Source organism: Cryobacterium cryoconiti (assembly GCF_004403065.1).
Classification (GTDB): Bacteria; Actinomycetota; Actinomycetes; order Actinomycetales; family Microbacteriaceae; genus Cryobacterium; species Cryobacterium cryoconiti.
In genome coordinates this window covers 1-15245 of the sequence record NZ_SOHA01000034.1, presented here as the reverse complement: position 1 = coordinate 15245, position 15245 = coordinate 1, and the positions used below count along the sequence as shown (strand labels likewise).

Here is a 15245-nt window from a genome sequence, read left to right as displayed (position 1 = left end):
CACAGTGACATCCGTCACCCCGGCTCCCGATCTCGCGATCGAGAGCCGGGGTCTCACCAAGCGCTTCGGCGAACAGATCGCCGTCAATAGCATCGACCTGGCTGTGCCGCGCGGGTCCGTCTTCGGTTTCCTCGGCCCCAACGGGTCCGGAAAGACGACGAGCATCCGTATGCTGCTCGGCCTGACTCAGGCCACCAGCGGCCAGATCAGCGTGCTGGGCGAAAGCATGCCCGACAGCCTGCACGACGTATTGCCCCGTGTCGGAGCGCTCGTGGAGGGGCCCGCGTTCTACCCGTTCCTCTCCGGGGCCGCCAACCTGCGCCGGCTCGACACGGCCGACCGCAACGCCCCGTCGGGTACGCGCGGCTCCCGGGTCGAGCAGGCGTTGGCGCGGGTGGGCCTGACCCACGCCGCCGGTAAGAAGGTGGCCGCCTATTCTCTGGGCATGAAGCAGCGCCTCGGCATCGCCAACGCGCTGCTGCAGCCGCGCGAGCTGCTCGTGCTCGACGAGCCCACCAACGGTCTCGACCCGCAGGGCACCCGTGAGGTGCGCAGTCTGGTGCGGTCGCTCGCCGCCGAGGGCACCACGGTTTTCGTGTCCAGCCACCTGCTCGCCGAGGTGGAACAGATGTGCACCCACGCCGCTGTCATGAGCGGCGGCAATCTGGTGGCCCAGGGCACACTGGCCGACCTCCGCCACGTCGGGGCGTCGCGGGTGCGCGTCCGCACACCGGATGCCGCGGCGGCGTCGGCCGTGCTGACCTCCCTCGGCCTGACCCCCGTGCAGAGTGACGTGCCCGGGCAGGACCCCTGGGTCGCGGCTCCGCTGCCCCGAGATCTGGAGGCCGCACTGACCGCTCAACCGGAGACCGTCATCGCGGCGCTCGCAGCCGGCGGTGTGCGTGTGCGCGGGTTCCTGATCGAGGAATCCAGTCTGGAAGAACGATTCGTGGCCCTGACCGGAGAAGGTTTCGATGTCCTCCAATAGTGTGCCGTCCCCGCAGTCGTCGAGCACGGCGACGGCGCGTCCTGCCGTACCGAGCCAGCGACGATCGGCCGGGCTGGCCCTGCTCGGCTCCGAGCTCACGGTGCTGTTCCGCCGTCGCCGCACCTGGGCCATGCTCGTCGCCATCGCCCTGATCCCGATCCTCCTGGCCGTCGCCGTGCGGCTCTCCTCGCAGACGCTGTCACCGGGGGAGGGCCCGCCGTTCCTGGACCGGGTCACCCAGAACGGCCTCTTCGTGGCGTTCACCGCCATGATCGTGGCCATCCCGCTGTTCCTCCCGCTCACCATCGGCGTCGTCGCCGGAGACACCATCGCCGGGGAGGCCGGACTCGGCACCCTGCGGTACCTGCTCGTGGCCCCGGCCGGGCGGGTGCGCCTGCTGCTCGTCAAGTACGCCGGCGTGGCCGTGTTCTGCCTGGCCGCGACGCTCACCCTGGCGGTGGCCGGAACCCTGATCGGCGCCGCCCTGTTCCCGGTCGGACCGGTGACTCTGCTGTCGGGCGATGTGATCGGCGTGCCGGAATCGCTGCTCCGTTCCGCGCTGATCGCGCTCTATGTGACGGTGTCGCTGCTCGGCTTCGCGGCGATCGGGATGTTCATCTCCACCCTCACCGACGTTCCCGTGGGAGCCATGGCCGCCACGGTCGTCGTGTCGGTGGTCGTGCAGATCCTGGATGTGCTCCCGCAACTGGCGTGGCTGCATCCGTGGCTCTTCAGTCACTACTGGCTGGGCTTCGCCGACCTGCTGCGCCAGCCCATGGACCTGGGTTCGTTCGGCGACAACGCACTGCTTCAGCTGGGCTACATCGCCGTGTTCGGCGCCCTCGCCTACGGCCGGTTCTCCACCAAAGACATCCTGTCCTGATCGGCACTTACTCTCTCTTCTGATCCTCGTCTGATCCTCGTCTGATCCAGGACCGGCTCGAACAGCCGACGACCTTTCCGGAACGGATGCTCGACAGCTGTCGATCCCGGCCCGTCGGCACCCGCTCGGCGCGGTCAGGGGAACGCGGCGGAGGCCCCTGGCGGGGCCGGTCTGGTTCGGGGCCCCCGTTCGAGGCACTACCGTTGCTACTTCAGAACCGTGCTGACCGGGCCTCACAACCGTGAGGTCCCCAGCGTGGTTGACACGGTCGTCCTCTGGGTGGCTGCGTCTGTGCCGTTTTGAGGAAGAAGCCCCATGCCTGAACGCACCACCGCGGAATCCGGAGCCACGAGTACCGGATCCCCACGTACCGGATCAGCAGCCCGGGATTCCCACGCGGATCCGAGCCTCGCCCGCTCGCTGAGCCGGCGGCACATCCAGATGCTCGCCATCGGCGGCACCATCGGAACCGGCCTGTTCATGGGTGCCGGCAAGACCATCTCCCTCGCCGGACCGGCCGTGATCTTCGTCTACATGATCATCGGCTTCATGCTCTTCTTCGTGATGCGGGCCATGGGCGAGATCCTGCTGTCCAACCTCAACTACAAGTCGTTCAGCGACTTCGCCGGCGACCTGCTCGGCCCGTGGGCGAGTTTCTTCACCGGCTGGTCGTACTGGGCATTCTGGGTGGTCACCGGCGTGGCCGACATCGTCGCCATCTCCGGCTACGTCGACGTGCTGGCACCCGGCACGCCGCTGTGGATCCCGGCGCTGCTCACGCCGGTCGTGCTGATCCTGCTCAACCTGCCGAGCGTGAAGGCGTTCGGCGAGGCCGAGTTCTGGTTCGCCCTGGTCAAGGTCATCGCCATCCTGGCCCTGATCGGCACCGGCCTCGTCATGATCATCACCCACTTCACCTCGCCGTCGGGCGCCGTGGCCGGGTTCGAGAACATGTGGAACGACGGCGGCATGTTCCCGCACGGCGTGGCCGGTTTCGTGCTCGGCTTCCAGATCGCCATCTTCGCCTTCGCCGGCATCGAACTCGTCGGCACCGCGGCCGCGGAGACCAAGGACCCCGAGAAGAACCTGCCCCGGGCCATCAACACCATCCCGCTGCGCCTGCTGCTCTTCTATGTGGGCGCCCTGGTGATCATCATGTCGGTCAACCCGTGGCGCACCATCGACCCCGGCAGCAGCCCGTTCATCGGCATGTTCGCCCTCGCCGGGCTCGGGGTCGCGGCCATCGTCGTCAACCTGGTCGTGCTCACCTCCGCAGCGTCGAGCGCCAACTCCGGCATCTACTCCACCTCACGGATGGTCTACGGCCTCGCGCAGGACGGCAACGCCCCGAAGGCCTTCGGCACCCTGAGCCGCCGCAAGGTGCCCCAGAACGCCCTGCTGTTCTCCTGCATCTTCCTGCTCGCCGGACTGGTGCTGCTCTACACCGGCGACTCCTTCATGGGGGCGTTCACGCTCGTCACCTCGGTGGCGTCGGTGCTGACGATGTTCGTCTGGTCGATCATCATGGTCAGCTACCTGGCCTTCCTCCGTCGCCGGCCGCAGCTGCACGCCGCATCGGCGTACCGGATGCCCGGTGCCCGGTTCATGCCCTGGGTCGTGCTGGCCTTCTTCGCATTCATGCTCTGGGCGCTGGGGCAGGCGGACGACACGCGCCTCGCACTGGTCGTCGCCCCGCTCTGGTTCCTGTCGCTCGGCGCCGCCTGGTACGTCAACCGCAAGTCACCGTTACAGCAGGCGCGGATCGAGGAGTGGCGGGCCGAGGCCCGCGCCGAGAAGGCCGCGCTCGTTCAAAGCTAGAGCAGGAGCCCGGGCGACGGGTTAGATCCGGGGCCGGTGCGACCAGCGGTCGGCCTTCATGGCCAGGTGCAGTTCCAGCCGCACCTGGCCGCCGAGCGGGTCAGCCCCGATCAGCGTGCGGATCTTCGCCAGCCGGTTGTAGATGCTGCTGCGGTGCAGGTGCAGGGCTGCCGCGACATCCTGAACCGACCCGTCGGTGTCGTAGAGCAGCTCCAGCATGGGCAGCAGCTCGTGGTTGGTGTCGAAGTCCCGCAGCTCGGCGAAGTAGACCGATTCGACGGGGGACAGGTTGCGGCTGCTGGCGGCGAGGAACTGGTAGACGCCGATCTGGCGAAAGTCGGCGATGGTGCCCAAACGGGCGTCGACGGCCGCGGCCTGCACCGCTTTGCGGGACTGGATGTAGGCATCCGGGAACCGTCGGAGGTCGGTGAACACCTCGCTGAACCCCATCAGGTCTGGCCGTTCCGGGGTGCCGCCGCGCCGGGCGAGTTCGGCCCGGTACCGGTGCAGGATCTCCGTGTGGGCCACTTTGCCCGGGGAATCCCGCAGCAGCACGACGGCGTGGGTCTCGGTGCCGGCGCTGAACCGGGCTGCGTCGATGCCGACCGTGGCGTGCAGGGCGGAAATGCGCTGCAGCAGAACACCGGCCTCCGGGTCGGGCGTGCCCTCCCGTCCGTCGACCTGCTCGTCGGGGCGGGGCATCAGGGTGGCGAGGTGCCAGGGTCCGGTCGCGTGGATCTGCGACCATCCGGCCACGTCCTCGATGGCGGATGTCTCCGCGTGGCAGGCGGCGAGGAACAGGGCCTCTCGCTGGCGACGGTGCTCGGACTCGGCGGTGTTGGTGTCGAGCAGCGTTTCGGCGAGCCGGTCCAGCTCGCCGCGCACGGCCGGAAGCTCCCGCAGGATCTCGTCGGGGGAATCGTCGTGCGACCCCTGCATCGCCCACAGGTAGCCGACCCGGAACCCTCGCACCATGAGCGGCACGCAGACCCGGCCGAGCATGCCGAGCACGGCGTTGGCGGGAACGACGACGGGCCGCACCGCCGTGTTGATACCGTGCTGCAGCTGCCAGGCACTGACGTCGGCGGGGACCTTCTTGCTCAGCAGGAAGTTGACCCGCACGCTGTCGGCGAGCGGCTGGTCGCGGCTGTAGGCGAGCAGGCCGCCGTCGAGGTCCTCGAGCGAGAGCGCGCGGTCGAGGCGGGCCGCGAGATGTTCGACCAGGTCTTCGACTTCCGCGGTTTTCATTGGCTCAATGCTAGGGGCCGGAACGGACCCGAAACGGACATCAGGCGACGTTTGCCGGTTTCTCGCTCGACATTTGTCGAGTGACAAACCGGTTCCCCTTTTCGGGGTTTGGCTGCCGCGGCTCGGGTCCGGGCTGGATGCGCCAGAAAAACGCCTGACCCGAGACGGTATTCGAACCCTGGGCATCCGGTCGTCTCCATCATCGTCGTCGGCGACAACTCACGCACGACCGCGCTGCCGGGCCACGCTCGAATTCGTGGATTTAGTCTTGACCCCGCTACTGGTTCGGAGTCGAAACCGGGTCAGGGCCTGTCATACGTCCACTGAGCACAACCAAGCAACGGAGTCGGCCATGATCATCGGTGTCCCCAAGGAAATCAAGAACAATGAGTTCCGCGTCGCAATCACCGCCTCGGGCGTGCACGAGTTCCTGGCCGCCGGCCACACCGTGCTGGTCGAGAAGGGCGCCGGCATCGGCTCCCACATCAACGATGACGAGTACCACGTGGCCGGTGCCGAGCTCGTGGACTCCGCCGACGAGGTCTGGGCCCGTGCCGACATGGTGCTGAAGGTCAAGGAGCCGGTCGCGGCCGAGTACCACCGCTTCCGTAAGGGCCTGATCCTCTTCACCTACCTGCACCTGGCCGCGGAGCCGGACCTCACCCACGCCCTGACCGAGGCCGGCGTCACCGCGATCGCCTACGAGACCGTGCAGACCGCCAACCGCGCCCTGCCGCTGCTGGCCCCGATGAGCGAGGTTGCCGGCCGGTTGGCCGTGCAGGTCGGCGCTCAGTCCCTGATGGCCCCGGCCGGCGGGAAGGGCGTGCTGCTGGGCGGCGTGCCCGGTGTGCGCCCCGCGAAGGTCGTCGTGCTGGGTGCCGGCGTGGCCGGAACGAACGCGGCCGCCATGGCGATGGGCCTCGGCGCCGACGTCACCATCCTCGACATCAACATCGACCGCCTGCGTCAGCTCGACGCGCAGTACCAGGGCCGTCTGAAGACGGTCGCCTCCAACTCCTACGAGATCGAAATCGCGGTGACGGATGCCGACCTGGTGATCGGTTCCGTTCTGATCCCGGGCGCCAAGGCCCCGAAGCTGGTCACCAACGCCCTCGTGGCGCGGATGAAGAGCGGCTCCGTGCTGGTCGACATCGCGGTGGACCAGGGAGGCTGCTTCGAGGACACCCACGCGACCACACACGAGGACCCGACCTACCGCGTGCACAACTCGATCTTCTATTGCGTCGCGAACATGCCCGGCGCCGTGCCCAACACGTCCACCTACGCGCTGACGAACGTCACCCTGCGGTACGCCCTGTCGCTGGCCAACCTGGGTGTGAAGGCCGCACTCGAGCGTGACGACGCCCTGGCCCTCGGCCTGAACGTCGCGGCCGGTCGGGTCACCAACCGTTCCGTCTCCGAAGCCCACGGCCTGCCGTTGGCCGACTGGCGCGAGCTCGTCACCGCCTAGCGGCGGACTTCCGGGTGTTGCTCGGGGCTGGGTTCCGGGTGGCCGGCGGGTGGCTGGCTCGCCGGGCGCGCCCCGAGCCGTCACAGCCGCCCGTACCGAGGTGGAGCCTGGCGAGACCCGTGACCGGGCGGGGGAGATTGCCCGACCCCGGGCATCCGTTGTCCTCGCGCTTTCTGCGGAGATTTTCGCAACACGCCGCTCATCCGGCCGGCCCAACCGGCGATTCGCGAAAATCTCCTCAGTTGCGTGACGACGGATGCCGGTTCGCGACGGATGTCCCGCGGAGCCCCTGGAGACCCGCACGCGTCACTCGTAGCGCAGGGCGTCGATCGGGTTCTGCCGGGCGGCGGCCCGGGCCGGGAGGGTGCCGGCGAGGAAGGCGATCAGCATGACGACGCCGATGATGATGGCGATCGAGCTGGGCGCGAACTGCACCACCTGAAGTCCGGGCAGATTCTCGAACACGGTGCTGGCGAGGATATTGCTGACCAGGGAGCCGACGCCGACCGCGACGAGGGCACCCAGGGCGCTGCCCAGAAAACCGATGAAGACGGCCTCGGTGCTGAACAGGGCGTAGACGCGGCCACCGTTCATGCCCATGGCCTTCATCAGCCCGATCTCCCGGGTGCGTTCCTGCACGCTCATCAGCAGGGTGTTGATGATGCCGAAGCCGGCCGCGATCAACGCGATCACGGCGAAGGCGTTCAGTACGCCGATGATCACATTGATCACGGTCTCGAACGAGCCGATCTGGTCCGCGACGGTCTGCGAGGCGTAGCCCTGGTCCGCGAGGTCGTCCTTGATCGCTGTGATCTCGGCGTCGGTGGCGTCCAGGTCGAACCGGGCGGTCGCGGTGGCGTAGCTCTGCGCGGCTTCGACCGAAGTGCCGGAGAGTTCCACCTCGCGCAACCGGTCCGTCAGCGTCTGGTTGAGCCCGGCCCCGGCACCCAGGATGGTCTCATTCTGCACGCCGACGACGGTGGCCGGGACCTGCTGAGCGGTGCCCGCGAAATCCGTGATGCCGATAGTGACGGTTTCCCCGATGGCCGTCTCCGGCGTGCTGAACCCCAGCGTGTCGAGGTAGTTCGTCGGCAGCAGGATCTCGTCGGCGGTGCTCTCGTTGTCCAGCTGCTCCCCGGCGGCCAGATCAGCCGTGGTGAGCGTGGCGGCCGCATTGACGGTGAGTTCGAACTTGCCGCTGTCGGCGTACTCGATGTACTCGGGAGTCACCTGCACCGACGGGTCGACGCTGAGGATGCCGTCGGTCGCCCTGATGGTGTCGAGGTCGGCCGTGGTGAGCGCCTGGATGGTGCTCCCCGGGCGCGACCCGTTGCCCAGGCTGATCGCGGTGGCCTTGTCGGGGTCATACGGTGCCGGTCCGTCATCCGTTGCCGCCGCGGCGTCGTCGGCCTTGGACACGGTGAGCACGTCCGCCGCCCCGATCGCCGAGACCTGGCTGTTGATGTAGCTCGTCACCCCGGTGCCGATGCCGCTGGTGATGGTGAGGGTGAAGGCACCGATGAAGATGGCGACGACGGTCAGGCCGGTGCGGAGTTTGCTGCGGAAACTGTTCGCGATCGCGCTGGTGATGATGTCGATGAACTTCATGCGTGGCCTCCTGCGGGCTTCGCGAGGGCCTCGGGGGACCGGGTGGGGTCCTCGCGGCCGTCCCGGATATAGATCTGGCGGTCACAGCGCGCCGCGAGGTCGCTGTCGTGGGTGACGATGATGAGCGTGATGCCCTGGTCCTTGTTGAGGGCGAAGAGGATGTCTTCCACGACAGCGCCGGTCGCCGTGTCCAGGTTGCCGGTGGGCTCATCCGCGAAGATCACCTTCGGGTTGTTTACCAGGGCGCGGGCGATGACGGCGCGCTGCTTCTGACCTCCGGACAGGTTGATGGCCTTGTTTCTGGCTTTGTCGGCCAGCTCCAACTGTTCCAGGGCCGCCATGCCTCGGGCTTTGCGCTCTTTCGGGCCGATCCCGGCGATCTTGAGGGGGAGCACGACGTTGTCGAGCACGCTCGCGTTGGCGGTGAGGAAGAACTGCTGGAAGACGAAACCGAAGTCCTGATTGCGGAGCCGGTTCACCTCTTTGCCCTTGAGTTTCTTCGCATCCGTTCCCTCGACCAGCAGCTCGCCGGTGTCCGGGTCGTCCAACAATGCCAGCAGGTGCATCAGGGTGGACTTGCCCGATCCGCTCTTGCCGACGATCGCGACGGACTCACCCGAATGGATGTCCACGGACACCCCCGTGAGCGCATCGAAGCGGTTGGCCCCGCTGCCATAGGACTTGCCGATATTCCGGGCGGAGAGAACGGGAACTGTCATGGGAGTCGGCATCCTTCGGAGTGAGAAGCGGGCAGGCCGTGTGCAAGCACAAAATACCGTAGCTGCCTCCCAAACGTGCCGGAACGAGCGCAGCGGGGCCCGGATCGATCGATCCGGGCCCCGCTTTCCGCCGGTCGTCGGTCAGCGGGCCATTCTCAGGCGGCGGAACAGCCAGACGGCCGCCCCCGCCAGAAGCAGGCCGACCAGGACCATGATCCCGGGCGCCGCACGGTTGAAGCTCACCGTCTCGGCGCCATCGGCCAGCTTGTCTGACCCCGCGGCCACCTTGGCGTTGCCTGCGCTCAGTTCGGCGGTGCCTGCCGCGAGTGTGTTCGCGCCGTCGAGGAGCGTCCCGGATCCGGCCGATACCTTCTCGGTGCCGGCGGCCAGGGCCGTGGACCCGGTTTCCAGCGCGGTGGTTCCGGCGACCAGGGTGGATGCACCAGCCGCGAGGGTCTGCGTGCCGTCAGCCAGTGACCCGGCCCCGACCGAGATGCGGGTCGCGCCGTCGGCGAGACTCACAGCGCCCGTTGCGAGGGTCGTCGCTCCGGTCGACAACGATGAGGCGCCGGCAGCCACTTTGCCGACGCCGCCCTGCAGGGAACTCGCACCGGTGGAGACCGCGCTGGTGCCCGCCGCGACCCGCTCGGACCCGGCGGTGAGAGCCTGCGTGCCGACCTGCAGTTCCGAGGCGCCCTTTGCTACGGCGCCCGTCCCGGCGGCCACCGCAGCGGCTCCACCGGACACCTTGGCCGCACCGGCGGCAAGGGTCGTGAGTCCGTCGCGCAGCGCAGCCGATTTCGTCTCGAGCACCGCAGTGCCCGCGCTCAAAGGCGTCAATCCGTCTCGGAGGACCGCAGAACCGTCCCGAAGGGCGACAGCCCCGGACTCGACCCCCGCGGTGCCCGTGCTCAGAGTCGTGGCGGCGGAGCTCAATCCCTTGAGGGTGGCCAGGAGGGCTTCCTGAGAGATCGTGTCCGCCTCAACCTGAGCGGAGAGAGCGGCGAGGGCTCCGTCCAGCTTCGTGGCGCCCGCAGCAACGCTGCTCGCTCCGCTGCTGAGGCCGTTCGCTCCCAGCGCGAGGGCTTCCGCCCCGCGCCGGGCCTGGTCCGCGCCCTGGGCGGCAGATGCCGTTCCAGCGGCGAGCAGGACCGAACCGTCGCGAGCCGTCGTGGCACCGAGGGTGACCTCGCCGGCGCCGGTGGCCAGGGTTGCCGCACCGGCGGCAACCTGCGTCGCTCCGGCGGAGACCTTCGTTGCGCCGGTCCCGGCGGTGGCCACGCCGGCGGCGAGAGTCGCCGCACCGGTCGCAGCCGCTCCGGCACCGGTAGCGAGGGTGTTTGCTCCGGTCGCGGCGGTGGCGGCTCCGGCGGACAGCGTTTCCGCTCCCAGCCGGGCGGACTCCGCGCCGATCTGGAGCCTGGTGCTGCCGCTGACGCTCGTGAGTGCGCCTTCGAGGAGGGTCCCCGCCCCGGCCGAGGCGCTCGCCGCACCCGTCGCCAGACTGCCGGCACCCGTATTGGCCCGGGTCACGCCGGCCTGGAGGTCGGTCGCCCCGGCGGCCGCGGCTGCCGCGCCCTCCGACAGTGTTTCGGCGCCCACAGCGAGTTTCGCTGCTCCGCCGGCGACTTTCACGGAGCCGGCTTCCGCTTTCACGGCGCCGGTGGAGAGTTCTCCGGCGCCACTGGCCAGCCGCCCGGTCGTGAGAAAGAAGAAGGTCAGCAGCATGACCAACATCAGGGAGAGTCCGGTCACGGTGGAACGGATGCCGAGAGTGCTACGGCGGGACAGGGCACGGTCAGATCTCATCATTGAGGCTCCTCGGAAGACGCGAGCGGGCATGCGGGCATGCCGGAACTCGCGTGGTGTGTGTGCGGTGCGCGGTCAGACTCCGGCGTGGCGGCTCCTGGTCGAAAGCCGCGCGGCACGGTGGCGCGCCGAAGTCACACGAACGTAGCAGCGGGGCAGGCGCAGAATCGAAGGCTCGAAAAAGTTCAGGGCTGCGGCCAACACATTCCGTGCTGGTCCCGTGATCCTTGTGGGATTCCTACAGAGCTACCCCCCGAAAGGAGTGTCAACCATCACAGGTCGAGGGACTCGTTCGGCTCGAGCGGCAAGAAGTCGCCGCCGTTCTGCTCGGTGGCCCACTTGATCCTGGCGTTGGAGAGATCCTTGCCGCCCCGGGAGAGCCCCATTTCGTGCGTCGGGAAGGTGCGGCGGGGCGCCAGCGCGAGCACGTAGTCCATCACCTCACTGATCTTGAGCCACGGTGCGCCGGCGGGCACGGCGAGAGTCTGCACCGTCACGCCTTCCGGCAGCGCGAACGAGTCACCGCCGTAGTACAGCTCGTCGTCGACCAGCACCCCGAGGTTGTCGATCACCGGGATCGTCTCGTGGATGACGGCATGGGTGCCGCCGAAGAAGCGCAGGGTGAACGGCTCGGCGACCACGGTATCGCCGGCTGCGACGACAGTCACGGGATAGTCGGGCGCGGCGGCGGCGACGCCGGCCGGGCCGAAGATCGGAATGTCGGGGTTCATCGAGATGATGCGGTCCAACTGCTCCGGGGTCCAGTGATCGGGATGTTCGTGGGTGATCACGATGGCGGCAGCCCGGGCGGTGTCGGTCAACGGGCTCGTGAACGAACCGGGATCGACGAACAGCCGGCGCCCGCCCTTGTCCAGGACCAGCGCTGCGTGCTCGAGCTTCGTGAGTTTCATGGGTCCGATCTAATCCCCAATCCCGGCGAGCTGCAAGCTGGCGGCATACTTGAGCGGTGCCTCCCCCTCTCCACATCGTCGTCGCCATCAATCCAGCCGCCTCATTCAGCAGTCGTCGAGACGTCGGCCCCCGGGTGGTTGCGGCGCTGAACCGGGCCGGACACCGGGTGACCGGTCTGAGCGCCGCCGGCTTCGACGCCCTTCGCCGGGACGTGCAGGCCGCGCTGGTGCCGGAGGTCGACGTTCTCGTCGTCGTCGGCGGCGACGGCATGGTCAGCCTCGGCACCAATCTCCTGGCCGGAACGCGACGGCCGCTGGCCATCGTGCCGTGCGGCACGGGGAACGACCTGGCCCGCGGACTCGGTATCCCGGTCGACGACACGGATGCCGCCATCCGCCATCTGCTCGATGCCCTCACCCGGCCGCCCCGAGCCATCGACGCCGCGCGCGTGCACCGCGGCAACACGACGACCTGGTTCGCGGGCGTACTCTCGGCCGGTTTCGACGCCGTCGTGAACGAACGGGCCAACCGGATGCGTCGGCCGCGGGGGAGTAGTCGGTACACCCTGGCCGTGCTCCTGGTGCTCGCCACCTTCCGTCCCATCACGTACCGGTTGACCGTCGACGGCATGCAGCGCCGGGCGCGTGCCATGCTGATCTCCGTCGCCAACAACGTGTCCATCGGTGGCGGCATGCGTATCGTCCCGGGAGCGCTGATCGACGACGGGCTGCTGGACCTGTTCATCGTTGCCCCGATGTCGCGCGCCGGCTTTCTGCGGGTGTTCCCCAAAGTATTCTCTGGCACGCATACGACCCTTCCGCAGGTTGAGATCACGAGGTGCCGCAGCATCCGGATCGACGCCGACCGTGTCGTCGCCTACGCCGACGGGGAACGGGTGGGCGCTCTGCCGGTGCAGATCGACGTGGTGCCCGGAGCGCTCTTCGTGCACGTCTGACCGCTCAGTTTGGTTTCCTCGCGGGCGTGTGGCATATTAGGAGAGTTGCAAAACGGCCCCATCGTTTAGCGGCCTAGGACATCGCCCTCTCACGGCGGTAACGCGGGTTCGAATCCCGCTGGGGTCACAACACCACCCGGTTCCCTTCTCTGAAGGGGGCCGGGTTTCTATTTTTAAGCGGGAGCCCCGGTAGACTCCACCGAGTGAAGGGAAGCATCCCTCTGGACCCGTTCCGGGCCCGTCGCCGTGGTCGTCCACACGGGCCGCACCGCAGGGGCCTCGGCACGGCGGTATCGATCTGTTGATACGGGAGAGACTTTCGGGTTTCGTGCTGCCTTCAGCACCTCTTTGATTGAAAGGCTCTACCCGCATGGAAATGGCTCTTCCGCTCTGGTTCGAGATTGGGTCACTCGTCGTTCTGACGCTCATCCTGATCGCCGATCTTCTCATCGTCTTCAAGCGCCCTCACGTGCCCTCGATGCGTGAGGCCAGCCTGTGGGTAGCCTTCTATGTGGCACTGGCCCTGGTCTTCGCCCTGCTGATGCTGGTGCTGGGCGACGCGGAGCACGCGGGGCAGTTCCTTGCCGGCTGGCTCACCGAGTACAGCCTGAGCATCGACAACCTCTTCGTCTTCGTCATCATCATGGCCAGGTTCTCCGTGCCCCGGAAATACCAGCAGGAAGTGCTGATCGTGGGCATCATCATCGCCCTCGTGCTGCGCGGAATCTTCATTCTGCTGGGGGCGCAGCTGATCGAGAACTTCAGCTGGATCTTCTACATCTTCGGCGCGTTCCTGCTCTACACGGCCGCGCACCAGGCTTTGGCGAAGGATTCGGACGTGGACGAGGCCGACAACGGCCTGATCCGCTACCTGCGCAAGCACATGAACATCTCCTCGTCGTTCGACGGTTCGAAACTGCGCACTCTGATCGACGGCAAGAAGGTCTTCACCCCGATGTTGATCGTGCTGCTCGCGATCGGCACCACGGACCTGGTCTTCGCCCTGGACTCGATTCCGGCCATCTTCGGCATCACGCAGAGTCCCTTCATCGTGTTCACCGCGAACGTGTTCGCCCTGATGGGCCTGCGCCAGCTCTACTTCCTGCTCGGCGGGCTGCTCGAACGCCTCGAGTACCTCAAGTACGGCATCGCCTTCATCCTGTTCTTCATCGGCGTCAAGCTCGTCTTGCATGCCCTGCACAACAATGAGGTGTTCTTCATCAACGGTGGCGAGGGCGTGGCGTGGGCGCCGGAGATCGACACCTGGACTTCGCTGGGCGTGATCATCGTCTCCATGGCCGTGGCCACCATTGCCAGTGTGATCAAGGCTCGACGGGATGCGCGCCGCCGCGGCCACACCCTCGCCGAGGAAATTCCCCACCTCATCGAGGAATGACATTCGTAGCCCTGCACCGCAGGCAAGTGAACACTGGAGCAGACGTGGCCGTGCAGAGTGAGAGTGAGTTGGTGCTCCCCGAAACCCGGGCGCGCTTCGTGTTCAGCGCGGCCAGCGACGTCGGCCGGGAACGCAAGGTCAACGAGGACAGCTTCATGGCCCAGGCGCCGGTCTTCTTCGTCGCGGACGGCATGGGCGGTCACGCCCACGGCGATGTCGCCAGCCAGACCGTTGCGCGAGTGTTCGACGAGCACATCGCCCGGGACGCACCCTCGACGCCGGAACGCATCCTCGACGCGATCCACTCGTCGAACGACGCCGTGCGTGACCTGAGCGCCGTCGACGACTACGGCACTGCCGTGTCCGGGACCACCCTTTCCGGTGTGGCATTCGTCGACGCCGGCGACGATGTGGGCTTTCACTGGATGGCCTTCAACATCGGCGACTCCCGCGTCTACACCTGGGACGGACGCACGCTGGTTCAGTTGAGCGTGGACCACTCCGCGGTACAGGAGCTGGTCGACGCCGGTCTCATCTCCCAGGAAGAGGCGGAACAGCATCCGGAACGCAACGTGATCACACGCGCGATCGGTGCGGACGAGTCCGTGGACGCCGATGTATGGCTGCTGCCGGCGACCGGCCGCCACTCGTTCCTGATCTGCTCCGACGGGCTGACCAAGGAACTCGCCACCGGTGAGATCGAGACGCTGCTCGCATCGTACGACGGGACTGCGGAGCCGGACCGGTCCCTGGCCGAGGTCCTCGTCGACGCGGCACTGGCACGGGGCGGGCACGATAACGTTACGGTCGTGTATGTGGAGTCGGTGCTCGGCAATCCCGAGCAGGACGACCCCGCGAACACGAGTGAGCGAGCGACGGGGATGCACGAGCATCTCGAGGACACGAGGCCGAGAAGCCAGGGGTAAGAGGACAGATGCTCTCGTATGAATACGACGAGTCGGGGGACTGGCTGGCGGCAACGCGGGACGGACAGCTCGTCGTGGTGCGGTCTGACGGCTCGGCGGACCAGGCCGATCGGCTGTGGGTCAGCCTCGACGGAGGAGTGCAGGGAGTTCTCGACGCGCTCACGTCGCGTGGCCTGTTCACGGCACCGTCCTTCGTGTTGGTGACCTGGCAGGGCAGCCTCGTCGACGGTGCCGGCGTCAACGCCATCGTTCGGGGTGACGTGTCCCTGCGACTGACCACCAGTACCGGTTCCGACGAGCTGTCGGGTGCCGGCGTGGCGACCTGGCGGGAACAGTCCTTCGCGTCCGTGAACCGGTTCCAGGTCGAGTGCGGAGCCGGAACCGATCAGCGTCCCTCCGGAACGGCGCTGCCGCTCCTGGCCGGCATGGTGCGCGCCCGCCGTCTGGCGGTGGCGACCCGGATGGCGCCGGCCGCCGCGGCGCCGGCCGTTCCGGTGCCCGCGACCGCGGCG

At 67.7% G+C, this 15245-nt stretch carries 12 protein-coding genes, 1 tRNA gene and 1 pseudogene; 9 read left to right on the top strand and 5 right to left on the bottom strand.

Features of this window, described 5'->3' with window-relative positions:
- Positions 1-4: 4 nt before the first annotated feature.
- From E3T49_RS10675 to E3T49_RS10665, 3 genes are all read left to right on the top strand, one after another.
- Positions 5-988, top strand: a complete 984-nt coding sequence (locus E3T49_RS10675; RefSeq protein WP_134424898.1) for an ABC transporter ATP-binding protein — start codon at positions 5-7, stop codon at positions 986-988.
- Positions 975-1871, top strand: coding sequence for an ABC transporter permease (locus E3T49_RS10670; RefSeq protein ID WP_134424897.1), 897 nt, complete (start codon positions 975-977; stop codon positions 1869-1871). Before E3T49_RS10675 ends, E3T49_RS10670 begins: the two co-directional genes overlap by 14 nt.
- A gap of 315 nt (positions 1872-2186) precedes the next feature.
- The gene (locus E3T49_RS10665; RefSeq protein WP_134424896.1) at positions 2187-3689 is read left to right on the top strand and encodes an amino acid permease; all 1503 of its coding nucleotides are present in this window, start codon (positions 2187-2189) and stop codon (positions 3687-3689) included.
- Between the two features lie 21 nt (positions 3690-3710).
- Here E3T49_RS10665 and E3T49_RS10660 read toward each other — a convergent pair whose 3' ends face one another.
- Positions 3711-4937: a PucR family transcriptional regulator gene (locus tag E3T49_RS10660; protein WP_134424895.1), complete on the bottom strand. Its 1227-nt coding sequence runs from the start codon at positions 4935-4937 to the stop codon at positions 3711-3713.
- 352 nt (positions 4938-5289) lie between these two features.
- On the opposite strand from E3T49_RS10660, the gene ald reads away from it, so the two are divergent.
- A complete protein-coding gene (gene ald, locus E3T49_RS10655; RefSeq protein WP_134424894.1) occupies positions 5290-6408 on the top strand; it encodes an alanine dehydrogenase in 1119 nt (372 codons plus the stop codon).
- A gap of 306 nt (positions 6409-6714) precedes the next feature.
- Here the strand turns inward: ald and E3T49_RS10650 are convergent, their stop codons facing one another.
- The 4 genes from E3T49_RS10650 to E3T49_RS10635 all read right to left on the bottom strand — a co-directional run bounded on the left by E3T49_RS10650 (position 6715) and on the right by E3T49_RS10635 (position 11455).
- Positions 6715-8016: an ABC transporter permease gene (locus tag E3T49_RS10650; protein WP_134424893.1), complete on the bottom strand. Its 1302-nt coding sequence runs from the start codon at positions 8014-8016 to the stop codon at positions 6715-6717.
- Positions 8013-8735 carry an ABC transporter ATP-binding protein gene (locus E3T49_RS10645; protein WP_134424892.1) on the bottom strand — a complete coding sequence of 241 codons (723 nt, stop codon included), beginning with the start codon at positions 8733-8735 and terminating at the stop codon, positions 8013-8015. Before E3T49_RS10645 ends, E3T49_RS10650 begins: the two co-directional genes overlap by 4 nt.
- 141 nt (positions 8736-8876) lie before the next feature.
- Complete coding sequence (locus E3T49_RS10640; protein ID WP_166785526.1) at positions 8877-10547, bottom strand: YhgE/Pip domain-containing protein; 1671 nt, start codon at positions 10545-10547, stop codon at positions 8877-8879.
- 269 nt (positions 10548-10816) lie between these two features.
- Positions 10817-11455, bottom strand: a complete 639-nt coding sequence (locus tag E3T49_RS10635; protein WP_134424890.1) for an MBL fold metallo-hydrolase — start codon at positions 11453-11455, stop codon at positions 10817-10819.
- Between the two features lie 56 nt (positions 11456-11511).
- Here E3T49_RS10635 and E3T49_RS10630 point away from each other — a divergent pair, with 56 nt between their 5' ends.
- The 5 genes and pseudogenes from E3T49_RS10630 to E3T49_RS10610 all read left to right on the top strand — a co-directional run.
- Positions 11512-12411 carry a diacylglycerol/lipid kinase family protein gene (locus E3T49_RS10630; protein WP_134424889.1) on the top strand — a complete coding sequence of 300 codons (900 nt, stop codon included), beginning with the start codon at positions 11512-11514 and terminating at the stop codon, positions 12409-12411.
- Positions 12412-12465: 54 nt separating this feature from the next.
- Positions 12466-12538, top strand: a tRNA-Glu gene (locus tag E3T49_RS10625).
- A 243-nt stretch (positions 12539-12781) separates the two neighbouring features.
- On the top strand, positions 12782-13807 hold the full coding sequence (locus E3T49_RS10620) for a TerC family protein (RefSeq protein ID WP_134424888.1): 1026 nt from the start codon (positions 12782-12784) through the stop codon (positions 13805-13807).
- Positions 13808-13833: 26 nt separating this feature from the next.
- Positions 13834-14733, top strand: coding sequence for a PP2C family protein-serine/threonine phosphatase (locus E3T49_RS10615; RefSeq protein ID WP_241972766.1), 900 nt, complete (start codon positions 13834-13836; stop codon positions 14731-14733).
- An 8-nt stretch (positions 14734-14741) separates the two neighbouring features.
- A pseudogene (locus E3T49_RS10610) lies at positions 14742-15245 on the top strand (hypothetical protein); the annotation flags it as partial.